This window comes from Propioniciclava sinopodophylli (genome assembly GCF_004324755.1).
Taxonomy (GTDB): domain Bacteria; phylum Actinomycetota; class Actinomycetes; order Propionibacteriales; family Propionibacteriaceae; genus Propioniciclava; species Propioniciclava sinopodophylli.
Genome location: NZ_SDMQ01000010.1, coordinates 66,409 through 82,229, shown reverse-complemented (window position 1 = coordinate 82,229; position 15,821 = coordinate 66,409). Strand labels below are relative to the sequence as shown.

Below are 15,821 nucleotides of genomic sequence, written 5' to 3'. Positions count from 1 at the left end.
GCCTCACGTCCGCAACGCTACTCCCCGCGCGGGATGTTGTCGCCCACGGCGTCCGGCCGGTCGTAGGCGGACGGCTCGTCGATCGCCTCGCTCATCAGGGTGACCAGAACCATCTTGGCCTCGTAGCCGTTGTAGGCCCGGCGGTAGGAGCCGACGTTCTCCCAGACGGTCTGGATCGCCCACAGGTCGGGCTCGTCCAGGTTGCGGACGAGGTCGGCCGAGACGTTGCCGGGGCGGAACCGGAAGAATGCCACCGCGGCCTCGGCGCGCTCGACGAAGGACGCCTCGGCGTCCGGTGCGACGCGGAACCGACTGAAAGCCAGCATGCGGGCCAGCCTAGCGGCCCGCCGGTAGGCTGGGGCGGACGAGGAGGGCCGAGCACATGACCACCACACCCCAGCGGCGGACGCGCCAGCGCGCCACGATCGCCGAGGTGCTCGCCGAGCTCGAGGAGTTTCGCACGGCCCAGGACATCCACGACCTGTTGCGCCGCCGCGGGGATTCCGTGGGCCTGGCGACCGTCTACCGCAACCTGCAGGCGATGGCCGAGGCGGGCGAGGTGGACGTCGTGCGCACCCCCGACGGACAGGCGTCCTACCGCGCGTGCGGCGAGGCCACCCACGCCCACCACCACCACCTGATCTGCCGTGTGTGCGGACGCACCCTCGAGGTCGAGTTCGAGGGGGTCGAGGAGCTGATCGCGGCGCTGGCGGCTCAGCACGGGTTCACCGACGTCGACCACTCGTTCGAGCTGCACGGGCTGTGCGCGCCGTGCGCCGCCGCCACCGACTCCCCGAAGGAAACCTGATGCACAAGCTGGCCGCCAGCCTGCTCGCCGCGGCCGTGGCCCTGGGCGCCACCGCCTGCTCCGCCCCCGCGAACGACCCCGGCAGCGACCTGCCGCTGGTCGGCGTCTCCTTCCCCAACAAGAACGACGCCCGCTCGGCCGGCGACGGGCTGCTGCTGCAGGAGAAGCTGACCGAGGCCGGCTTCCGCGTGGAGCTGCGCTGGGCCGGCGACGACGTGCCCGTCCAGTACCGCGACCTGGAGTGGATGGTCGACAACGGCGCGAAGGCGATCGTGGTCATGCCGGTGGACGCCCGGGCCTACCCCGACGTCCTCGACCGCGCAGAGGAGGCCGGTATCCCGGTCGTCGGCTACCAGCGCATGCCGCTGCTCTCGGACGGCCTCACCCAGTTCGCGGCCGTGGACGCCCACGCCGAGGGGGCCCTGCAGGCGAGGACGCTCGTGGAAGGCCTGCGCGAGCGAGGCGTGCCGCAGCCGTGGGACGTGGAACTGTTCGCCGGCGACCGCGTGGAGATGGCGTCCAAGGACATGCTGCGCGGGGCGCTGGACGAGCTGTACCCGCTGCTGATGGACGGCACGGTACGCATCCCTTCGATGGAGACCGACTTCGACTCCCTCGAGGTGGCCCGGTTCGACCCCGACTTCGCCGTCAAGCGGCTCGAGCGGCTGGCCGCCACCGAGACGGCCGACACGGAGCTGGAGGGCGTCATCGCGCCGACCGACGCCATCGCGCGGGCCCTGGCCGCCCACCTGGAGGCCTCCGGCTCGCGTCCGCCGCTGGTCGTGGGCTCGGGCGCCGAGCTCGAGTCGGTGCACATGATCACCGAGGGGGTCCAGTACGCCACCACGTTCGCCGACACGCACGTGCTCGCCGAGCGGACGGCCGAGATGGTCGCCGAGCTGGCGTCCGGCCGCGACCCGGGCCTCACCCAGACGGCGCTGCGCGATGACGACGGACAGCCCGACCGCGAGGACACCCCCGAGGAGGAGCTGGACCAGCACGTCCCCGCCCTGCTGGCGACGCCGGTCGCCCTCGACAAGGACACCGTGCGCCAGGCCGTCCTCGACGCCGGCCTCTACGAGCCCGCCCAGCTGGGCGGCTGAGGCCCGCCGTGCCGACCTACCGGGACGAGGCGGTCGTCCTCCGCACCCACAAGCTGGGTGAGGCGGACCGGATCATCACGCTCCTGTCCCGGCGGCACGGGAAGGTGCGGGCCGTCGCCCGCGGCGTCCGGCGCACGTCGAGCAGGTTCGGGGCCCGCCTGGAGCCGTTCAGCCACGTCGACCTGCAGTTCGCGACGGGCCGGACGCTCGACGTCATCACCGAGGCCGTCACCCTGCACCCCTGGTCGGAGCCGCTGTGCACCGACTACCCGCGCTACACCGTGGGCCAGGTGATGCTGGAGACGGCCGACCGCCTGGTCAGCATCGAGAACGAGCCCTCGCTGCAGCAGTACCAGCTGCTCGCCGGGGCCCTGCATGCGCTGGTCGTCGGCACCTCCGACGGGCCCCGTCCGGCCACCCTCATCATGGACTCCTACCTGCTGCGCGCCGTCGCGACCGCCGGCTTCGCCCCCAGCCTCGATTCGTGCGCCTCGTGCGGCGTCGGGGGCCCCCACCAGGCGTTCTCGCCCTCGGCCGGCGGCCTGGTGTGCGTGCGCTGCCGCCCGCCGGGGACGCCGCAGGTGCGGCCCGAGACCCTCCAGCTGCTGTCGGCGCTGATCAGCGGCGACTGGCCGGGCACGAGGGACGCCGACGAGGCGAACCGGAACCAGGCGTCGGGCCTGATCGCCGCGTTCGTGGCGTGGCACCTGGAGCGGGGCCTGCGCACGATCGAGCACGTGGCGCGCTGACCAGCCCTCGCTGTCCCCCGGCTCGGGTTCGCTCGGTCAGGTTCGCGGTGCAGCGATCTGGGCTGCGAGGTGGCCGCCACCGTAGCCGTTGTCGATGTTGACCACACCCACCCCGGGCGCGCACGCGTTGAGCATCGTCAGCAGCGGCGCGATGCCGCCGAAGGCCGCGCCGTAGCCGACCGAGGTGGGCACGGCCACCACGGGGCAGGCCACGAGGCCGGCGATCAAGCCGGGCAGCGCGCCGTCCATGCCAGCCACAACCACCACAGCGCCGGCCCGCCGGAAGACGTCGACCTTGGACAGCGTGCGGTGGACGCCGGCGATCCCGACGTCGACGACCAACTCGGCGCGGCGGCCGAGGTGGCGGGCCGTCAGCAGGGCCTCGCGGGCCACCGGCAGGTCGGAGGTTCCGGCGCACGCGACGACGACGAGCTCGCCCGTCGGCTCGGGCATGCGCGGCGGCCAGACGAGCAGGCGCGCCACCGGGTCGTGGTGGGCGTCCGGCAGCACCTCGTGGATGGCGGCCGCACGGTCGGCGTCCGCCCTGGTGAAGATGGTGACCACGTCGGGACGCCCGCCGATGCGGCGGGCGATCTCGCGGAGCTGGTCGACCGACTTCCCCTCGCAGTAGACGGCCTCGGGGAACCCGCCGCGGCGCGCTCCGCGATCGAGGTCCAGGTCGGCGATGTCGTCGTCAGCCATGGCGCAGCACCTGCAGCGTGAACGCGCCGGACTGGATGCCGGCCAGGTCGAGCGTGACGTAGGGGAAACCGGCGGCGCGCACCTCGGCCAGCACAGCCGCGCGCACGCCGTCATCGGCGAAGCGGGCCAGCTCGGCCACGGGCACCTCGATGCGGGCGATGTCTCCGTGGTGGCGGACGCGGGAGTCGGTGAAGCCGTGGCGGCGCAGGGCCGACTCGGCCTCGTCGACCTGCCGGAGCTTGATGGGCGTGACCTCCTGGCCGTGCGGGATGCGGGAGGCCAGGCACGGCGCGGCGGGCTTGTCGGCCACGGCCAGGCCGAGGGCGCGGGCCAAGGCGCGGACGCGGGGCTTGGTCAGGCCGGCGTCCGCCAGTGGGCGCAGGACGGCGTGGTCGGTGGCGGCCCGGGCGCCGGGCCGGTCGATCCGGACGGCGTCATCGGCGTTCTCGCCGTAGGCGACGGCGTCGAGGCGGTGGTCCACCACGATGTCGTCGGCGATGCGGGTGAACAGCTCGTCCTTGCAGTGGAAGCACCGGTCGGCGTCGTTGGCCCGATAGGCCGGGTTGTCGCCCTCGTGGGTCTCGAACTCGACCAGCCGGGCGTCCATCTGCTCGGCGGTCGTGCGGGCCAGGGCGTGCTCGTCGGAGGCGAGGGAGTCGGAGACGGCCAGCAGCCCGACGGCGTTCTCACGGCCGAGGGCCCGGGTGGCGACGGCGAGCAGGACGGCGGAGTCGACACCCCCGGAATAGGCGACCCCGAGGCGTCCGACACCGGCGATGAGCGCGGCCACCGCGGCCGCATCGGCGCGCTCGGCATCCGGCAGGTCCGCGAAAGCTGTCACCCGCCGGAGTCTAGCCCCCGCCGACAGCCCCGGGTCTGAGCGCCGACAGCCCCGGGTTTGAGCGCCGACAGCCCCGAGTTTGAGCGCCGACAGCCCCGAGTTTGAGCGCCGACAGCCCCGAGTTTGAGCGCCGACAGCCCCGAGTTTGAGCGCCGACAGCCCCAGGTCTGTGCGCCGACAGCCTCTGGCCGGGGCTCTCGGCGGAGAGTGCGTCAGGCCGGCGGGAGGGGGGCGCCCGGCGCCAGTCCGGACGCCAACGCCGCGGCCTGGGCGCGGTGGGCCACGTCGGCTTCCGACAGCCCCGAGGCCCGGGCCGCCTCGGCCACCGCGCTGAACTCGGGTGTCGCATGCAGGATCGTCCCGGCGCGTGAGCCCACCTTGACCGGCACGGCGTGTCCCAGCACGTCGACGTCGACCCAGGTGCGGTCGAGGATGGTCCGCTCCACGGCGGATTCACGCACCCCGAGCGTCGTCGTCCGTGTCAGCAACACCTCCACGACGGCGTCGCGGGCCCCGGCACCCGTCAGCGCGTGAACCGTGAACGCGGGGCGCCCCTTCTTCATCTGGATCGGCACCAGCCACGCGTCGGCGGCACCGGCCACCAGCAGCGCGTCGAGGACGCCGGGCCACATCCGCGGGTCCAGGTCGTCGACGTTGGCCCGGACCTCGACCATTCCCCGTTCGGCGACTCCGGACGCCTCACCCAGCACCACGCGCACCACGTTGGGCCACCCCGCGAAGTCCTTGCCGCCGGCGCCGACCCCGACGGACGCCACCGTCATGCCCGGCAGGGGCTCGCAAGCCGACGCCACTGCTCGCACCACGGCGAGCCCGGTGGGCGTCGCGAGCTCCCCCGCCGCCTGCGGCGTCGTCGTCTCCGCGGGCGCGTCGTGCTGGTGATGGTGGTGGGCTCCGGCAGGCCCACCCGTCCGAGCGTGGGCCTCGCCGGCCCCAACCACCCGCCCGGACTCAGGCGTCGGGTACACCTGCCACCCGATGCTCAACTCGGCGACGGCGGGCACGGGCACAGGGATGTCGCCGTGCGCCGCACGCACGCGTCCGGACCCCAACCGCACCGGGGACGCGGACACCGTCGTGACGCCCAGCGCCACCAGCGCCGCGCACGTCCCGACGACGTCGGCGATCGAGTCGAGGGCGCCGACCTCGTGGAAGTGCACCGTGTCCGGGTCCACCCCGTGGACGCGACCCTCGGCGTCCGCCAACCGGCCGAAGGCCGCCAACGCCCACTCCCGTGCCCGCTCATCCAGCCCGGCCCCAGCCAGGGCGGCCCGAATCGACGACCACTGGCGGTGGGGCGGGTCATCGACCAGCACACGGACGCGCGCCTTGGTCGCCCGCTGGCCGCCCCGGGTCACCGCAGAGGACTCGAGCCGCACCGACCCCGGCGCCACCGCGTCGATGGCCGCCTGCACGGCGGTGACGTCGGCGCCGGCGTCCAGCAGGGCGCCCAGGAGCATGTCACCGGCGACCCCGGCGGAGATGTCGAACCACGCGTGCATGCCTGCCATTCTGGCCGACGCGGGAGCACTAGGGTCGCGGTGTGAGCCCGATCCCGCCGACACCACACCCGAGCGGCGCGCGGCCGCCGGCGATCCCGAAGAAGTTCGTCCCCGAGCACGTCGCCATCGTCATGGACGGCAACGGCCGCTGGGCCAAGGAGCGCAACCTCCCTCGCACGGACGGGCACGCGCGCGGCGAGGCGTCCCTGCTCGACGTCATCCACGGTGCGGTGGAGATCGGCGTGAAGTACCTGTCGGCCTACGCGTTCTCCACCGAGAACTGGAAGCGCTCCCCCGACGAGGTGCGCTGGCTGATGGGGTTCAACCGCGACGTCATCCACCGCCGCCGCGACGAGCTGAACGATCTCGGCGTCCGCATCGTGTGGGCCGGGCGCGAGCCACGCCTGTGGAAGAGCGTCATCAACGAGCTCAGGGTCGCCGAGCGGATGAGCCGCCACAACACCACGCTCACGCTGCAGTTCTGCGTGAACTACGGCGGACGCTCCGAAATCGTGGACGCCGTGCGCGCCCTGGCCGCGGACGCCGCTGCCGGACGGATCGACCCCGACCGGATCACCGAGAAGTCGATCGGCGCGCGGCTTTACGCCCCCGAGGTGCCGGACGTCGACCTGTTCATCCGATCCTCGGGCGAGCAGCGCACGTCCAACTTCCTGCTGTGGCAGATGGCGTACGCCGAGATGGTGTTCCTCGACCGGCTGTGGCCCGACTTCGACCGGCGCGACCTGTGGCACGCCATCCAGCTGTACGCCCAGCGCGACCGTCGCTACGGCGGCGCGGTGCCGAACGAGGTCTCGCCCCCCACGTCCTGAGGGTCGTCCCGGGCCGCGGTTGTGGACATCACGTGGATGAACGTCAGGTTTCCGTGGACGAACTGTGGGTGAACCTGTGGGTGACGAATTCCATCCCAGTAGTTCGTGACCAGGGGTTGCGCCCTTCGTAGGCCCGGGATACAAATGTCCTACGCCGCCCTTCGGGGCAGCTGATGATCCACTGGAAGGGGATCCCTACGACGGGGCGACCTGTCGGACCAGCCAGGTGACGGGCCGGTCGGATCCCGGTACTCGGGGATCATCGATCGGCAGGTCACCAGGCGCCGGTCACCCCAGAAGGGCCGCTGAACCTCATACGTCCAGCGGCCCTTCGCCTGTCCCCGCGCGGTTCTGCTCTGCCAGGCCGCCGTCGCCGTCCAGCACCAGGGCAGGCGTGGCGCCCAGCCGGTTTTTCCCGTCGGTGGGCGGTGTGTCAGCGCCGGCTCAGCGGCTGCTGCGATCCGACATCGGTCTACCGCGCGTGCACCCGCGCCGACACGTCGACGCGGGTGCCGCAACGCCTCAGGCGCCTTCGGCGCGGGTGACGATGACCGGGGCCTCGGCGTCCCGTAGGACCTCCTTGGAGGTCGAGCCGAGAAGCAGGCCCGTGAAGCCACCAAGGCCGCGCGATCCGACGACCAGCACGCTGGCGCCGACGGACGCCTCGACCAGGGCCGCCGAGGGGCGTCCCTCGATCACCTTGACGTCGATGTCGAGCCCGGGGTGGCTGTCGCGCACCGGCTCCACGAACACCTCGACACCATCCTTGAGCGTCTCGATCGGCGGCAGGCTCTGCATGGCCGTGACACCCATCGGCCCCATCATCCACGGGGCGACGTCCCACGCGTGGATCACGCGCAGTTGGACGCCGTTGGCCGCGGCCTCGTCGGCCGCGAACTTGAGTGCGGCGTCCGCCTCAGGCGAGTCGTCGACGCCCACCACGACTGGGCCGGCCGGGGTTGCGATGCCGTGGTCGGTGACGACCGCGACGGGACCGTGCGCGTGCGCCACGACGGCGTCCGCGGTGCCGCCGAGGGCGCGTACCTTGAGCGGCGCGTGCTCGCCGCGCGCGCCGACAACCACCAGGTCGGCGGTCTTGGAGGCCTGCGCGAGCACGTACGAGGCGATGCCCGTGGCGACGGCGGTCTCGACGGTCAGGCCGGGGTGCCTCTCGGCGACCTTGTCCTTGAGGGCGTTGATCTTGTCCTTGGCCATCTCGGTGAGGCGGTTGGGCCAGTCACCGGTGGAGAGTGCCTCGAACATCCGGCTGCGGCGCGGGATGGGCACCTCCGGCACCGCCATCACGATCAGGAGCGGCACCCCACGCTTTGCGGCGCGCTCCGCCGCCCAGTCGACCGCGACTCCGGCGCGACCGGACAGGTCAGTTCCGACGACGATCTTTCCTCTGGCGTCCAACGTGGTGGCCATGACCCCCTCCTCGATGAGTGACAGCCACTGCACCGTGGCGGGATGTCCCCCAGTCTACCCGCGCACGGTCCCCTTGGTGCGCGCGAAGCGAGTCTCGAAAAGACGGGCTGTCGGCGCACAAACCCGGGGCTGTCGGCGCAAGAACCCGGGGCTGTCGGCGCAAGAGCCCGGGGCTCTCGGCGGAGGGGGTCAGGCGCCCAGGCGGAGCCAGGCGGACGAGCGGGTGCGCAGGCCCAGCACGGCGCCGCGGGCGAGCAGCCACACCCCGTAGGCGGCCCACAGCCAGGCCAGACCGGCGCCGGTCGCCCAGACCGCCAGCGCGAAGGGGGCGTACACCGCCGTGGTCACCAGTCCGGCCAGGGCGAGGAAGCGGGCGTCGCCAGCCCCGATCAACACCCCGTCCAGCTGGAACGCGACCGCTCCGACCGGGGCGAGCGCGGCCAGCACCAGGAGTGCTCCCGCCGCCACCGCGTGCACCGCGGGGTCGGGGCTGAAGGCCCCCGCGATCGGGCCGCGCAGCGCCACGATGACGAGCCCCACCACGACACCCAGCCCGACGCCCCAGGCGATCACCCGGCCGAGCACGCCGCGGGCGCCCGCCTCGTCCCCGGCGCCCAGCCGCAGGCCAACCATGGCCTGGGCGGCGATCGCGAAGGCGTCCAGCGCGAACGCCACCGTCGACCACACGGTGGCCACGACCTGGTGGGCGGCCAGCGACGCAGTGCCGAGGCTCGCGGCGGTGAAGGTGGTCAGCAGCAGGGCGGCCTGCAGGGTGCCGTTGCGGACGACCAGCCATCCGCCCAGCCGGGCCGCGGCCAGCACGCCCCCGGGCGCGAACCCGAGCCGGACGCCCTCGCGCTGCGCGGCGCGCAGCACCACCCAGCCCATGATCGAGGCCCCCACCCATTGGGACACCACGGTGCCCAGGGCCGCGCCCGGCATCCCGAGCCCCAGCCCGAGGACCAGCGCCACGTTGAGGGCGATGTTGAGCAGGTTGATGGTGACGACGACGCGGAGGGGCGTCCGGGTGTCCTGCAGGCCGCGCAGCACGCCGGTGGCGGCCAGCATCACGAGCTGGGCAGGCAGGCCGAACGCCACCACCCGCAGGTAGGACGCCCCCAGCGCGGTCGGCTCGGGGGCAGCACCGTAGAGGCCGAGCACCCACGGCGCACCGGGCACCAGCAGCACCGCCACGGCGAGCCCGATCAGGGCGCCGAGCACCATCCCGTCGACGCCACCGGACAGCGCACCAGGGCGGTCCCCGGTCCCCAGGCGCCGCGAGACCGTCGCCGTCGTCCCATAGGCCAGGAACACCGACAGCCCCACCACGAGCGTCAGCACGCTGGAGGCCAGCGTCAGCCCGCCCAGGTGGGGCGTGCCGAGCCGGCCGATGATCCAGGTGTCCGCCAGCACCAGCAGCGGCTCCGCGATGAGCGTCGCGAACGCCGGGACCGCGAGCGTGAGGATCTCCCGGTCCAGCGCCCGCCCGCGCTCAGGGGCGGCCACGGAGCCAGTCCAGCGAGTCCTGGGCCCACGCCGGGGTCGCGTCGGCCCGGCTGGCCAGCACGAGCGCGGCCAGGTGGCCGAGCGGCTCGTCCAGCTGCTCCGCCGCGCCGCCCAGCTCCACCCCCCGACCCGCCGCCAGCGCCGCGTACTCGGTGCGGAACGCGTCGGCCGCTTCGTCCGAGAGCGCGAGGGTGACGTTGCGGACGTCGCTTGCCCGCAGCCCCGCGCCCATCAGGTTGAGGTCGTACATCAGGGCCGAGGACCCGTCCCAGGCCACGGCGAGGTTGGTGTACCAGAAGTCGTTGTGGGTCAGTGTCCGCGGCAGGTCGGCCAGCACGCGGCGCCACTCGGGCAGCCGGTCCTGCGCCCACGCCACCTGCAGGGACAGCTCCGGCCAGCGGGCCGCCACGAGGGCGAGCCCGTCGGCGTCCACGAGGTCGAGTTCGGAGTACATTCCGGCCAGCGCGGCGTCCGGGACCGACTCCCCCGCCGCGTGCAGCTGGTCGTACCAGCGCGCCAGCAGGCGGGCGACGCCAGGGTCGTACAGGTCCTCGGGCGTCCCGGGGCGGTAGCCGGCGTCGACGAGGTCGGCCAGCACGAGCCAGTCGTCCCCGGCGCCCAGCACGGGCACGGTGGGCAGGCCGAGCAGCTCCAGCAGCCGGTAGTGCGCGATCTCGCGCGCCATCCGGGGCTCGGCATAGCGCTTCACCACGACCGGGTCGCCCGCGAGCACGGCGCGGACGACCAGCACGCCGTCGTCGTCGGAGACGACGTCACCCCACTCGAGGTCGGAGAGCTCCATGGCGCGGGGTCAGCCCCAGCCACCCTCCATCTCGTGGACGCTCACCGACTCCTCCTGGGCGGGGTCGGTCTCGGCCATCTCGGCGGTGAGGTAGCGGTCGGCGAGGCCGGCCTCGAGCTGGCCGACGAGGTCGGCGACCTGCCCGCCCACGATGCCCAGCGAGCTGTACTGCTCCAGGCGCGTGCGGGTGTCGGCGATGTCGAGGTTGCGCATGGTGAGCTGGCCGATCCGGTCGACCGGCCCGAAGGCGGCGTCCTCGACGCGCTCCATGGAGAGCTTCTCCGGGTGGTAGGACAGGGCCGGGCCCTGAGTGTCCACGATCGTGTGGTCCCACCCACGGCGCAGGCGGACGGTGACGGTGCCGGAGATGGCCGAGCCGACCCAGCGCTGCAGCGACTCGCGCAGCATGAGCGACTGCGGATCGAGCCAGCGGCCCTCGTACAGCAGCCGGCCGAGTCGGCGTCCGTCGTTGTGGTAGGCGGCCACCGTGTCCTCGTTGTGGATGGCGTTGACCAGCCGCTCGTAGGTGATGTGCAGCAGGGCCATGCCGGGGGCTTCGTAGATGCCGCGGCTCTTGGCCTCGATGATGCGGTTCTCGATCTGGTCGCTCATGCCCAGGCCGTGGCGTCCGCCGATCTCGTTCGCCTTGTGCACCAGCGCGACGGGGTCGAGGCGCTCGCCGTTGATCTCCACCGGCCAGCCCTGCTCGTAGGTGACCGACACCTCCTCGGCGGCGATCTCGACGTCCTCGCGCCAGTGGGCCACACCCATGATCGGGTCGACGATGTCCATTCCGGTGCCGAGGTACTCGAGCTTCTTGGCCTCGTGGGTGGCGCCCCAGATGTTGGCATCGGTGGAGTACGCCTTCTCCTGGCTGTCGCGGTACGGCAGGTCGCGGTGGGTCAGCCACGCCGACATCTCGTCGCGGCCGCCGAGCTCGGTGACGAAGTCCTCGTCCAGCCACGGCTTGTAGATGCGCAGCTCGGGGTTGGCCAGCAGGCCGTAGCGGTAGAACCGCTCGATGTCGTTGCCCTTGTAGGTCGATCCGTCGCCCCACACGTTGACGCCATCGGCGTACATGGCGTTGACCAGCATCGTGCCGGTGACCGCGCGGCCCAGCGGAGTGGTGTTGAAGTACGGGACGCCCGCGTTGCGGATGTGGAAGGCGCCGCACTGCAGGGCGGCCAGGCCCTCCTTGACCAGCTCTTCCCTGCAGTCGACCAGGCGTGCAGCCTCGGCGCCGTACGCGCCCGCCCGACCCGGGACGGAGGCGATGTCCGGCTCGTCGTACTGCCCGATGTCGGCGGTGTAGGTGTACGGGATCGCGCCCTTCTCGCGCATCCACGCGACCGCGACCGACGTGTCGAGACCACCGGAGAAGGCGATACCGACCTTCTCCCCCACCGGGAGCTTCATCAGGACTTTGGACATGGGGGCGATCCTATCCCCGCGTGCCCGTCCCCCGTCCCGCCCCCGCTACGGTGGAACCCGTCCCAAGGAGAGGCCCCCACCATGGATCCCGCACGCGTCAGCACCGGCATCGGCGGGTTGGATGCCGCCATCGACGGGCTCCGGATCGGCGACAACGTCGTGTGGCACTGCGAGGACCTGGACGACTTCGCGCGCATGCTGGAGCCCTACGTGGCCGGAGCCCGCCGCGAGCGGCGGCGCCTCGTCTACGTCCGCTTCGCCGACCACCTCCCGCTGGTGGGAGGCGACGACGTGCAGGTGCACCGCCTCGACCCGGCGGAAGGTTTCGAGCCGTTCGCGATCGCCGTCCACGACCTGGTCGAGGAGACCGGGCGCGAGGCGTTCTACGTGTTCGACTCCCTGGCCGCACTGCTGGACGCCTGGCACTCCGACCTGCTGCTGACGAGCTTCTTCAAGGTGACCTGTCCCTTCCTCTACGAGCTCGACACCGTGGCCTACTTCCCGCTGCTGCGCGACGAGGTCAGCGCGGCGACGGTGGCCGGCATCCGGGAGACCACGCAGGTGCTGTTCGACCTGCAGGTGGTCGGCGACGAGACGTACGTGCACCCCCTGAAGGTGGACGGCCGCAGCTCGGCGACCATGTTCTTCCCACACCTCATCGCCGGCGAGCGGGCCATCCCGGTCACCTCGTCCGCGGCTTCGGCCCGGCTGGCCGCCACGCGCGGGCGGATGCGCCGGCGTCCGGACCACTGGACGCGGTTGGTGGACGATGCCTTCGATGCCCTGGACGGCAGCGTCGCCGAGCAGCGGGACGCCCACGCCCTGCTCGCCGACGCGCTGCTCGGGCGCGACGACGGCCGGATGGCTGGGCTGGCCCGGCGCCACCTGAGCCTGGACGACCTGCTCGTCGTCGCGACGCGCCTCGTGGGCACCGGCCACATCGGCGGCAAGGCGGTCGGCATGCTGACGGCCCGCGCGATCCTTGCCGACGACATCGACGGGCGGTTCGTCGACCACCTCGAGCCGCACGACTCGTTCCACCTCGGCGCGGACGTCTTCTACCACTACCTGGTCAGCAACGGCTGGTGGGGGCACCGGCTGGCCCAGAGCCACCCCGGCACCTTCCTGTCCGCCGGCGCGACGCTGCACGAGCTGATGCCGACGGGCCGCTTCCCGGCCTCGGTGCGCGAGCAGCTCCTCGACATGCTCGGGCACTTCGGGCAGGCGCCGATCATCGTCCGTTCCAGCTCCCTGCTGGAGGACAACTTCGGCAACGCCTTCGCCGGCAAGTACGACAGCTTCTTCCTCACCAATCAGGGGTCGCCGGAGGAGCGGCTGGAGGCGCTGCTGGACGCCGTGCGCGCGGTGTACGCGTCGGCCATGAGCGAGGAGGCGCTGCGCTACCGGCTCTCCCGCAACCTCGCCGAGGTGGACGAGCAGATGGCCATCCTCATCCAGCGCGTCTCGGGCGACCACCACGGCCAGCTCTTCTTCCCGCACGCCGCGGGGGTGGCCAACTCCTCGAACCTCTACACGTGGGACGCGACGGTGGACGCCGAGGCCGGCATGCTGCGGCTGGTGTTCGGCCTGGGCACACGGGCCGTGGATCGCACCACCAGCGACCACGCCCGCATCGTCGCGTTGGCCGACCCGCTGAACGGCCGGCTGTCCGACCCGGAGGACCTCTCGGCCTTCAGCCAGCGCCGGGTGGACGTGCTCGACCTCGCGGCCGGCCGTCAGGCCGCGGTCCCGTTGTCCGAACTCGTCGCCACCGACGTCGGCGCCGACTGGTCGCTGTTCACCAGCCCCGATACGGCGGTGCTGCGCCGACTGGGCGAGCGCGAACGCGAGCGTGGGCGTCCGACCGCCGTCCGCGCCACCCCGGTGGTGGCCGACTTCCGGGGCCTGCTCGGCGAGACCGCCTTCCCGACCCTGATGCGGGACGCCCTCGCCACGCTCGCCGCCGCCTACGACTACCCCGTCGACGTCGAGTTCACCGTCAACATGACCAGCGCCGGGGAGCCCCGCATCGGCATCGTCCAGTGCCGCCCGCTGCAGACCCGCGGGCCCGGCCAGTCGGTGGCGATCCCCGAGGTGGCGGACGACAACGGAGTCCTGTTCGCCGCACCCGGGGAGTTCATGGGCGGCAACGTCAACCTGCCGATCGACTGGGTCGTGATGGTGCGGGCCACGCCCTACCTCGGGCTGGGGTCCCCGCAGCGGCACGGCGTCGCCCGGCTCGTCGGGGAGGTGAACCGGCGGCTCAAGGACGACAGCTTCCTGCTGCTGGGCCCGGGCCGTTGGGGCACGACGACCGAGTCGCTCGGCGTGCCTGTCCGCTTCGCCGAGATCAACCACGCGGCCGCGCTCGTCGAGGCGACGGACGCCGCGGGCAACTTCCGCCCCGAGCTGTCCTACGGGTCGCACTTCTTCCAGGACCTCGTGGAGACCGGGATCTTCTACGCCGCCGTCTTCGACGACCGCCCGGGCGTGACGTTCCACCCGGCGCTGGTGGCCGCCCGGGAGAACGCGCTGCTGGAGCTGGTGCCGGACGCCGACCCCCACCTGGCCGCCGTGGTGCACGTGGCGCGGTTCGACGACCTGGCGCTCTACTCCGACGTGGTCAGCCAGCGGGTGCTGTGCGTCACCAGGGGTGCGGTTCGTAGTCCTTGAGGAAGACGCCGTACAGGTCCTCGCCGGCCTCGCCGCGGACGATCGGGTCGTAGACGCGGGCCGCACCGTCGACCAGGTCGAGCGGGGCGTGCCAGCCCTCGGCGGCGATGTCCAGCTTGGTCTGGTGGGGCCGCTCGTCGGTGATCCAGCCGGTGTCCACGGCCGTCATCAGGATCTGGTCGGTCGTGAACAGCTCGGACGCCGATGTGCGGGTCAGCATGTTGAGCGCCGCCTTGGCCATGTTCGTGTGCGGGTGCCCCGGGCCCTTGTAGCGCCGGGAGAACTGGCCCTCCATCGCCGATACGTTGACAACGTAGGCGCGCCGGGCACCCCGTTCCACCGCCGCCCGCAAGGAGGGCCGCAGCCGGCTGACGAGCAGGAACGGCGCGATCTGGTTGCACAGCTGCACCTCGAGCATCTCCAGAGCGTCGACCTCGTCGACCCGGGCCGTCCAGCTGTTCGTGCTGGCCAGGTCGGGCAGCAACCCGCCGGCATCGATGGCGGTGCCGGCCCGGTAGGCCTCCAGCGACGCCGAGCCGGCCTGCAGGGCCAGCGCCGCGACGTCGACCCGGATGGCATCGAGCGCGTGCGAGTGCTCGCCCGTCCGGAGTGTCCCGGCCAGCGCCGCGGGGTGCGCCTCGCTGATCCTATCGAAGGTCAGCATCCGGGGCGTCGGCCCCGCCTCCAGCGGCGTCCGCTCCCCCTCGACGAGGTGGCTGTACGCCCCCGGCGAGCGCCGCACCGTCTGGCAGGCGTTGTTGATCAGGATGTCGAGCGGGCCCCGCGCGGCGACCTCCCCGGCCAGCGCGACGACCTGCGTGGGTTCGCGCAGGTCGATGCCGACGACGGTGAGCCGGTCGAGCCACTCGGGTGAGTCCGCCAGCGCGGCGAAGCGGCGGGCGGCATCCTTGGGGAACCGGGTGGTGATTGTCAGGTCGGCGCCGTCGCGCAGCAACCGCAGGGCGATGTGCATGCCGATCTTGGCGCGGCCGCCCGTCAGGAGCGCACGGCGTCCGGTCAGGTCGGTCCCCTGGTCGCGTCGGGCGTGCGATGAGGCCGCGCAGGCCGGGCACAGCCAGTGGTAGAACGCATCGACGGTCGTGTACTTGCTGTGGCAGATGTAGCAGCCGCGCGGGATCCTCAGCTCGCCCGCGATGGCACCCGGTGCCGGCGAGGTGAGCGGGATGCCCTTGGTCTCGTCGTCGATGCGGAGCGGATTGCCGGTGGCCGTGGCGTCCAGCACCGCCCGGTCGTGGGCGAGCAGGGGCTCCCTGGCCGCCCGCTTGGCCTGGGCCCGGCGCTGCTTGCGCAGCAGCTTGTGCAGACGCCCGGAGGCGCGCTGGACGGTGACGACGTGCGGATGGTCCTCGGGGAGGGAGGCCAGCTCGTCGAGGACGCGCAGCGCCGTGGCGAGGTCGGCGGGATCGA

14 protein-coding genes are annotated in these 15,821 nt (G+C 72.7%); 5 read left to right on the top strand and 9 right to left on the bottom strand.

Going from position 1 to position 15,821, the window contains the following annotated elements; genetic code table 11:
• Nucleotides 1–17: 17 nt before the first annotated feature.
• Nucleotides 18–326 carry an antibiotic biosynthesis monooxygenase family protein gene (locus ET989_RS10680; protein WP_131168764.1) on the bottom strand — a complete coding sequence of 103 codons (309 nt, stop codon included), beginning with the start codon at nucleotides 324–326 and terminating at the stop codon, nucleotides 18–20.
• Between the two features lie 56 nt (nucleotides 327–382).
• Between ET989_RS10680 and ET989_RS10675 the strand changes: the two genes are divergently transcribed.
• The 3 genes from ET989_RS10675 to recO are packed head-to-tail and all read left to right on the top strand — an operon-like array spanning nucleotide 383 to nucleotide 2,660.
• The gene (locus tag ET989_RS10675; protein ID WP_131168762.1) at nucleotides 383–808 is read left to right on the top strand and encodes a Fur family transcriptional regulator; all 426 of its coding nucleotides are present in this window, start codon (nucleotides 383–385) and stop codon (nucleotides 806–808) included.
• Nucleotides 808–1,911 carry a substrate-binding domain-containing protein gene (locus ET989_RS10670; protein WP_131168760.1) on the top strand — a complete coding sequence of 368 codons (1,104 nt, stop codon included), beginning with the start codon at nucleotides 808–810 and terminating at the stop codon, nucleotides 1,909–1,911. Before ET989_RS10675 ends, ET989_RS10670 begins: the two co-directional genes overlap by 1 nt.
• Nucleotides 1,912–1,919: 8 nt before the next feature.
• Nucleotides 1,920–2,660 carry a DNA repair protein RecO gene (gene recO / locus ET989_RS10665; protein ID WP_131168758.1) on the top strand — a complete coding sequence of 247 codons (741 nt, stop codon included), beginning with the start codon at nucleotides 1,920–1,922 and terminating at the stop codon, nucleotides 2,658–2,660.
• Between the two features lie 36 nt (nucleotides 2,661–2,696).
• On the opposite strand, the gene larB is transcribed toward recO, so the two are convergent.
• From larB to larC, 3 genes are all read right to left on the bottom strand, one after another.
• Nucleotides 2,697–3,362: a nickel pincer cofactor biosynthesis protein LarB gene (gene larB, locus ET989_RS10660; protein WP_131168756.1), complete on the bottom strand. Its 666-nt coding sequence runs from the start codon at nucleotides 3,360–3,362 to the stop codon at nucleotides 2,697–2,699.
• Nucleotides 3,355–4,203, bottom strand: a complete 849-nt coding sequence (larE, locus tag ET989_RS10655) for an ATP-dependent sacrificial sulfur transferase LarE (protein ID WP_206662313.1) — start codon at nucleotides 4,201–4,203, stop codon at nucleotides 3,355–3,357. The genes larB and larE overlap by 8 nt, the downstream gene beginning before the upstream one ends.
• 212 nt (nucleotides 4,204–4,415) lie before the next feature.
• On the bottom strand, nucleotides 4,416–5,723 hold the full coding sequence (gene larC / locus ET989_RS10650) for a nickel pincer cofactor biosynthesis protein LarC (protein ID WP_131168754.1): 1,308 nt from the start codon (nucleotides 5,721–5,723) through the stop codon (nucleotides 4,416–4,418).
• A 41-nt stretch (nucleotides 5,724–5,764) separates the two neighbouring features.
• Between larC and ET989_RS10645 the strand changes: the two genes are divergently transcribed.
• On the top strand, nucleotides 5,765–6,553 hold the full coding sequence (locus ET989_RS10645; RefSeq protein ID WP_206662311.1) for an isoprenyl transferase: 789 nt from the start codon (nucleotides 5,765–5,767) through the stop codon (nucleotides 6,551–6,553).
• 522 nt (nucleotides 6,554–7,075) lie between these two features.
• Here the strand turns inward: ET989_RS10645 and ET989_RS10640 are convergent.
• The 4 genes from ET989_RS10640 to argG form a co-directional block, all read right to left on the bottom strand.
• Entirely contained in the window at nucleotides 7,076–7,981 is a 906-nt protein-coding gene (locus ET989_RS10640) for a universal stress protein (protein ID WP_131168752.1), read from the bottom strand.
• A gap of 189 nt (nucleotides 7,982–8,170) precedes the next feature.
• The gene (locus ET989_RS10635; protein ID WP_131168750.1) at nucleotides 8,171–9,487 is read right to left on the bottom strand and encodes an MATE family efflux transporter; all 1,317 of its coding nucleotides are present in this window, start codon (nucleotides 9,485–9,487) and stop codon (nucleotides 8,171–8,173) included.
• Nucleotides 9,474–10,289, bottom strand: a complete 816-nt coding sequence (locus tag ET989_RS10630; RefSeq protein ID WP_131168748.1) for a phosphotransferase — start codon at nucleotides 10,287–10,289, stop codon at nucleotides 9,474–9,476. The genes ET989_RS10635 and ET989_RS10630 overlap by 14 nt, the downstream gene beginning before the upstream one ends.
• A 9-nt stretch (nucleotides 10,290–10,298) precedes the next feature.
• Nucleotides 10,299–11,729 carry an argininosuccinate synthase gene (gene argG / locus ET989_RS10625; protein WP_479681050.1) on the bottom strand — a complete coding sequence of 477 codons (1,431 nt, stop codon included), beginning with the start codon at nucleotides 11,727–11,729 and terminating at the stop codon, nucleotides 10,299–10,301.
• A 72-nt stretch (nucleotides 11,730–11,801) separates the two neighbouring features.
• On the opposite strand from argG, the gene ET989_RS10620 reads away from it, so the two are divergent.
• Nucleotides 11,802–14,393 (top strand): PEP/pyruvate-binding domain-containing protein, encoded by a 2,592-nt coding sequence (locus tag ET989_RS10620; protein WP_131168744.1) that lies wholly within the window; start codon nucleotides 11,802–11,804, stop codon nucleotides 14,391–14,393.
• Here ET989_RS10620 and ET989_RS10615 read toward each other — a convergent pair.
• On the bottom strand, nucleotides 14,365–15,636 hold the full coding sequence (locus ET989_RS10615) for an SDR family oxidoreductase (RefSeq protein ID WP_241656312.1): 1,272 nt from the start codon (nucleotides 15,634–15,636) through the stop codon (nucleotides 14,365–14,367). The two genes, ET989_RS10620 and ET989_RS10615, sit on opposite strands and share 29 nt — an antisense overlap.
• Between the last annotated feature and the right edge of the window lie 185 nt (nucleotides 15,637–15,821).